Annotated in this window: 3 protein-coding genes; all 3 read left to right on the top strand. The window is 34.8% G+C overall.

Annotated elements, in window-relative coordinates; all coding sequences use genetic code 11:
* Positions 1–414, top strand: a 414-nt coding sequence (locus tag BUE08_RS04300; RefSeq protein ID WP_286680413.1) for a DUF1788 domain-containing protein, incomplete at its 5' end; no start/stop codon positions are given.
* Positions 415–430: 16 nt separating this feature from the next.
* Entirely contained in the window at positions 431–3,997 is a 3,567-nt protein-coding gene (gene brxC / locus BUE08_RS04295; RefSeq protein WP_286680412.1) for a BREX system P-loop protein BrxC, read from the top strand.
* A 48-nt stretch (positions 3,998–4,045) separates the two neighbouring features.
* A complete protein-coding gene (pglX, locus tag BUE08_RS04290) occupies positions 4,046–7,750 on the top strand; it encodes a BREX-1 system adenine-specific DNA-methyltransferase PglX (protein WP_286680411.1) in 3,705 nt (1,234 codons plus the stop codon).
* Positions 7,751–7,766 lie beyond the last annotated feature (16 nt).

Here is a 7,766-nt window from a genome sequence, read left to right as displayed (position 1 = left end):
GGGAACTATGGATTTAAAATAAAAGAATTCGATTTATATGAAATAATGTTAGAAATTCTTGACTCAAAAGGATATCTCGAAAAAAATTTCGAAATGGAAAGAAAAAAGGGAAGCGAATATGTATTTAATGCTGCCAAAAAGGCTTTAAGACTTACAACTGCTGATGATTTGATCATCAAATACATAAAGGATCGAGTTGAAGAAGGCGACATAATTTTTTTAACAGGAGTAGGCAAGGCTTGGCCTATTATACGTTCTCATACTATATTAAACAACTTGCACCCAGTGGTGGACGAGGTTCCGCTAGTGATGTTTTTTCCAGGGACTTATGATGGCGGCTCCCTTGTCTTACTTGATGAGATTAAAGATGATAACTATTACAGAGCTTTTAGATTCATTGAGGAATATAAGTAAATTGGGGTGAGAATATATGAAGATCAAGGATATGTTTTATAAAGATATCACCAGAGATATTAAGGGAGTTATCAAAATAGGTCAAGAAGATGATGAAAACGTATATCAAGAACTGGAAGAATATGTAGTAACTCAAGAATTATCAAAACACTTTGATGATTTTTTTAAAGCATATAAGAAGAGTATACTTGGTTATACGGATAAAATGGGTGTCTGGATCTCTGGCTTTTTCGGTAGCGGTAAATCGCACTTTTTAAAAATATTGTCATATTTACTGGAAAATAGAGAAGTTGAAGGTAAAAAAGCTATTACATACTTTAATGATAAAATACAAGATCCAATGGTCTTGGCAGACATGAAACTTGCCGGAGAAACTCCTACAGATGTTATCTTATTTAATATTGATTCTAAGAGTGATTCCGATTCTAAGGCAAATAAGGATGCTATTGTAAAAGTATTTATGAGGGTTTTTAACGATATGCAGGGTTTTTGCGGTTCCATTCCATGGGTAGCTGATCTGGAAAGACAGATGACTTTAGACGGGACTTATGATGACTTCAAAGCAGCTTTTAAAGAAATATCAGGCAGAAAGTGGGTTGATGCCAGAGAAGATATATATTACGAAGAGGACGCAATAATCGAGGCACTTGCAAAATCAACCAAAATGAGTAAAGAAGCAGCCAGAAACTGGTACAACAAAGCAGAAGAAAACTACACTTTAAGTGTTGATAAATTTGCCAAAAGAGTTAGAGAATATATTGAAAGCAAAGGTAATAATCATCATGTTGTATTTCTTGTAGACGAAATGGGTCAGTATATAGGTGATGATTCTGACCTTATGTTGAATCTGCAAACTGTAGTAGAAGATTTGGGAACCGAATGTGGGGGAAAGGCCTGGGTTATAGTAACAAGCCAACAAGATATTGATTCTATGATAAATATGAAAGGCACAAGACGCAATGATTTTTCTAAAATCCAAGGCAGATTCGATACTCGGCTTTCACTTTCCAGTGCAAATGTAGATGAAGTTATAAAAAAGAGGATTTTATTAAAAAATGATGTTGCAAAAGACACACTTAAATTATTATACGAAAATAAAAGTTCAGTAATAAGAAATCTCATCACATTCTCAGCTAATACACCTGAGAAGAAGACATATACGGATGCACAAGATTTTATAGAGGTTTACCCATTTATTCCCTATCAATTTAAATTGATGCAAGAGGTTCTTACTTCAGTTCGCATCCACGGTTCCTCGGGCAAACACCTGTCAGAAGGTGAACGCTCCATGTTAAGCGCTTTTCAAGAATCATGTATAAAATTTACAAACGAAGATGTAGGAATCCTTATACCTTTTTATGCTTTTTACGATACAATTGAAGCTTTTTTAGATTCGGGAATAAGAACGGTAATATATCACGCCCAAGAAAATAAAAAATTAGAGCCCTTTGATGTAGAATTATTGAAATTACTTTTTATGATAAGATACGTGGAAGAAATTCCAGCAAATATTGAAAACCTCACAACCCTTATGGTTAATCATATAGATGATGATAAACTAGAAATAAAAAAAGAAGTTGAAAATTCACTAAAACGTTTAATAAGAGAAACCCTTGTTCAAAAAACCGGGGATGAATATATATTTCTAACTCATCAAGAACAGGACATCAATAGGGAAATCAAAAACATGAATGTAGAGATGTCTGAAACAATCAGAAAAATATCTGAAATTATTTTCGAGGATATTTTTCCCGAGAAAAAATACAAGTACTCTCAGCGATATAATTTTTCCTTCAATCAAAATGTCGATGATAGGCTATACAGAGGAAGTCCAACTGATGATATTGGCATAAAAATCATAACGCCTTATTATGAAACACAGTCAGAGCTGACTGAGCAGGAACTTAAGCTTATGTCGGAAAGAGAAAATAATTTAATTATAAAACTACCGCAAGATACTGCCTTTCTGGAAGAAATAGAAGAAGTACTGAGAACTGAAGCTTTTCTTCGCAAGACAGGAGGAAGCATGTCTACGCCGGAAATTGAAGATATAAAAAATAGGAAAATAAGAGAAACAACTACGAGATTGAATAGAACAAAAGAGCTTATCAAAGAAGCATTAAAATCAGCAGAAATATATGCTAATTCACAGAAACTCGATATTAGAGAAAAAAATCCCATTGACAGAATAAATGAAGGCTTAAAAATTTTGATAGAAGATATATATCATAAACTTCACTATATAGATAAATTCGTAGATTCTCCTAAGGATATTGAAAATATATTGACACATAATATAGTCCAAGTGTCCTTAGAAGAAGAGAACGATAACAAATTAGCCTTAAATGAAGTGGCAAATCATATAGAAAGAAATACATTAAGAAACATACCTGTCACTATGCGTTCCATATTAAATCATTTTTCAAAAGCCCCTTATGGGTGGAATGAATTAGACATCGAAGGTCTTGTTGCAAAACTCTTCAAAGAACAAGAGATTAAACTTCAACTTAACAGCAAATATCTAAGCATTGAAGATAAGAACCTGATAAATTATTTAACTAAAAGGGACTACGCTGAGCGTTTGTTGATAGAAAAAAGAATAAAGGTTCCTCCTTTTCAGATAACCAATGCGAAAAATTTATGTCAGCAGCTTTTTCACATAACAGCTCTTCCAAATGATGAAGATGGCATTATGAGAGAATTTAATAAGTTAATTGAAACAGAAATTTATAAAATCGAACAAATCCTTGAAGAATACGATATTGCGCCTTATCCAGGTAAAGAAATATTAGAAAAAGGTTTAGCGTTATTTAAAAAAATATCATCTATAGATGATGCCAAGGAATTTTTCGATACTCTATATCAAGACAAGGATGCTCTGCTGGAATATGCGGATTATTCCCCGGAAGTCAAAAACTTCTTTAACAAGGATGGAAAGCAAAAAGAGATCTTTAATGATGCGCTTGCTAAAATAAAAATTTATGAAAAAAACAAAGATTATTTAACAAATCCCATTATAGCAAAATATATACAGGATATAAAATCCATAGTAAACATGAAAGAACCCTATAACGACATACCCAGGCTACCGGATTTAATTAACAAATTCAATATTGAATTTGCCAAATTATTGGAGGAAGAGAGCAAGCCTATCAAAACTTCTATAGAAGAAAGTCGCAACAAAGTTATAGAAGAACTTGCTTTATGCGATTTTGGAGATAAATATACTGCAAAATTCAAAAATAGTTTTGATGATTTATTAAATACCTTAGAACACTCTAACAACCTTGCAGAGATTTATGGGCTGACACAATTAAGTGAAACACTAAAAATTCGATGTCTTGATACAATACAAAAAGAGCTTGAATCAAGAAAGACGGAACCAACACATTCTGGACCGCTCCATGATGGAGAAGGAGGGACGCCATACAAAGTTAGAAAGACTGTAAACGTTAGCCTTGCCAGTATACTGCCGAGAAGCAGAACTATTGAATCCCGAAGAGATATAGACAATTTATTGGCTGAAATAAAGGAAAAACTCGAAAGCAAATTAGACGAAGAGACTATAATTAAATTAGTCTAATATAACTGATAAAGATAGCTTTATTTGAAGCAAAAGAGGAGATTTGTCATGGACAAAAGTTTGATAAAAAACTATGCCGTATGGGCCAGAAACAAATTAATTGAGGATATTTCTCAAAGAGCCTATGAACTTGGAATCACCAAAAATGAAATAAAAAAGCCTGAAGAAGTGTCAAAAGACTATGTAAGAATAAACGGGAAGAAACTCAAGCCCTTTGAAATAGATCAGCGAAAAAGCCTTGAAGCTAAGGTCCGCGAAAAAGGATTCGAGCAAGTAGTTGAAGAAGTTGCCTATACTTGGTTTAACCGAATTATAGCTCTAAGGTTTATGGAGGTAAACGGTTATCTTCCCACAGGGGTAAGGGTCTTGTCATCGGAAGAACCGGGGAAAACAGAACCGGATATCATCACATATGCCGAGCATATCGATCTTGATTTAAACCAAGAAGTAGTCGCAAGGCTAAAAGATGAAAATGATACGGAAGAATTATTCAGATACCTTTTGGTCAAACAGTGCAACAAGCTAAATGATATTCTTCCGGGACTTTTCGAAGAAATAGGTGATTATACTGATATACTATTGCCTAAAAACTTACTATCAGAAGGCTCAATAATACGTCGTCTTGTATCAGACATACCGGAGGAATACTTCAAAGAGCAAGTAGAGATAATAGGTTGGCTCTACCAATACTATATTTCAGAAAAGAAAGATGAGGTTTTTGCAGGTCTTAAGAAAAATCAAAAGATAACTAAAGAAAAAATTCCTGCCGCAACTCAGCTTTTTACCCCAAAATGGATAGTAAAGTATATGGTAGAAAACTCTTTGGGGCGATTGTGGCTGGAAGGTCATCCCGATGAAGAACTAAAGAGTAGGTGGACGTATTATTTGGATGAGGCTGAGCAGGAGCCGGAAGTTGAGGAACAGTTAAAAAAGATAAGGGCAGAAAGTAAGAATATGAAACCGGAAGAGATAAAAGTGTTGGACCCTGCCATGGGCAGCGGTCATATCTTAGTCTATGCCTTTGATGTGCTTTTTGATATATATAAAAGTGCCGGTTACTCTGAACGGGAGATACCTAAGCTCATATTGGAAAATAACCTTTACGGTATGGATATTGACGATCGAGCAGGTCAGCTTGCCTACTTTGCAGTGATGATGAAAGCCAGAAGCAAAAACAGGCGAATATTTCATGAAAACATAGATATAAATTTGTGCTCCATCCAAGAAAGTAATGGAATACCTGAAGAAACTATTACATACTTTGCCGACGGAAAAAAGTTTATTTCAAGGACAGAGCTGGAAGAAAAGATAAAAGGCAAAGATGACTTGTCAGATATGGATTTTGAAATCCAGGCAAGATACCTTATCCATGTATTTCAAGATGCCAAGGAATATGGTTCGATCTTAGAAGTGAAAAAGCTTGATTTTGATAAAATAGGAAACCGATTAGAGGAAATTCGACAAAATCATCCCGACGATATATTTGAATTTGGGCATAAACAAATCCTACTTGAAAAACTCCCGCCCCTTATAAAACAGGCCAAGATAATGAGCGGTAAATATGATGTAGTGGTTACCAACCCGCCGTATATGGGGCGAAGAAATATGAATGCGGATCTTAAAAAGTATGTAGATTCAAATTATAGTGATGTAAAAACAGATTTATTTTCTGTGTTTATTGAACGGAACTATGAATATGCAAAGGAGCATGGCCATTTAGCATTCATGTCTCCTTTTGTGTGGATGTTTATAACAACATATGAAAAATTAAGGAAAAAGATAATTGAATCTAAAGCTATCACTAGCTTGATTCAATTAGAGTATTCTGGATTTGATGGAGCAACTGTTCCTATTTGTACATTTACCTTGAGAAATTCAAATACCGGTGAGACAGGAGAATATATAAGATTATCGGATTTTAGAGGAGCAGAAAATCAGCCTATAAAAACTTTGGAAGCGATTCGAAACCCAGATGTTGATTATAGATATACCTCATCATCCAATGATTTTTCTAAAATTCCAGGCAGCCCGATTGCATATTGGGTGAACGTTAAAGTAATAAATACCTTTTGCGAAGGAATTTCCTTAGGAGAGTTAGGGTCACCGAAGACTGGCATGACAACAGCAAATAACAATAAATTTTTAAGATTTTGGCATGAAGTCAGCAATAATAATATAGGTTTTGGATTCTGCAATAGAAATGATGCTAAAAATAGTGGCTTAAAATGGTTCCCATATAGCAAAGGAGGGGGATTCCGGAGATGGAAAGGGTTTGACGAATATGTTGTAAATTGGGAAAATGATGGGTTTGATATCAAAAACTATAAAAACTCTCAAGGTAAAAAGCTTGCATCAGTAAGAAATGAGGATAAATATTTTAAACCATGCATTACATGGTCTGCTGTAACATCCTATAAGTTTTCTTCGAGGATCGTGGATAGTGGGAGGATTTTTGATTCTGGTGGTTCATCTATTTTTCTTACTAAGAATTTATATTTTATTGCAGGCTTATTAAATACAAAAGTTGCACAAATGTATCTAGCTATAAGCAATCCTACGTTGAATTATCAGCCGAGAGATATTGCGAGTATACCTATCATATTCCCAAAATCTGAACACAAAAAAGAAAACATAGTAATTATTGTAAAACAAAACTGTATTTTCTCCAAAACCGACTGGGATTCCTTTGAAACTTCGTGGGATTTTAAAAAACATCCCATACTCACACACAAAGGTGATGCCAACACCATAGAACAAGCCTTTAACAACTGGGCTGAGTTTGCGGAAAAACAATTTTACCAACTTAAGGCAAATGAAGAAGAATTAAACCGAATATTTATCAAGATTTATGGTCTTGAAGATGAGCTTACTCCTGAAGTGGATGAAAAAGATGTAACGGTAAGTAAAGCCGACAGGGAGCGGGACATTAAGTCATTTATCTCCTATGCAGTAGGCTGTATGCTGGGAAGGTATTCTCTTGACGTGGAAGGATTAGTTTATGCAGGAGGAGAGTGGAGCGATAAGTGGAAGATAGAAAACGGGCAATGGAAGGTTCGTAAGCTGACCAAGGATGAGGATAACAATATATTGGAAGATACTTGGGTTGACGCTACTTTTGCTCCTGTAGCTGACAACATAATCCCCATAACCGATGAAGAGTATTTTGAAGATGATATAGTTGCAAGATTTATTGAATTTTTAAAGGTGACTTTTGGAGAGGAAAAATTAGAAGAAAATCTCGACTATATAGCTGAAAGTATAGGGAAACGGGAGTCTGAAACTTCTCGCCAGGCACTGCGCCGCTACTTCTTAAAGGATTTTTATAAAGACCATGTTCAGATATATAAACAAAGGCCAATATACTGGCTGCTTGATTCGGGAAGGCAGGATGGGTTTAAAGCGCTTATATATATGCACAGGTATGATGAAAATACCATAGCCCGAGTTAGAATTGACTATCTTCATAAACTTCAGAGAAAATATGAGGATGAGATAAAAAGACTTGATGTAATCATAGATTCAAACCTATCACTGCGAGAAAAGAATAATGCCCGAAAGGCAAAGGAAAAGCTACAAAAACAGATACAGGAATGCCTTGAGTATGACCAAGTGATTGCCCATGTGGCAAATCAAAGGATAAAAATAGATCTGGATGACGGAGTAGTTGCAAATTATGCTAAGTTTCAAGGCATAGAGATACCACAAGGACAGGGAAAGAAACCATTAAAAGCAAACTTATTGGCAAAAATTTAAGCAGGTGATTAATTTG

Origin of the sequence: Tepidanaerobacter sp. EBM-49 (genome assembly GCF_001896645.1) — a bacterium.
Classification (GTDB): domain Bacteria; phylum Bacillota; class Thermosediminibacteria; order Thermosediminibacterales; family Tepidanaerobacteraceae; genus Tepidanaerobacter; species Tepidanaerobacter syntrophicus.
This window is presented reverse-complemented; position numbering and strand designations above follow the sequence as displayed.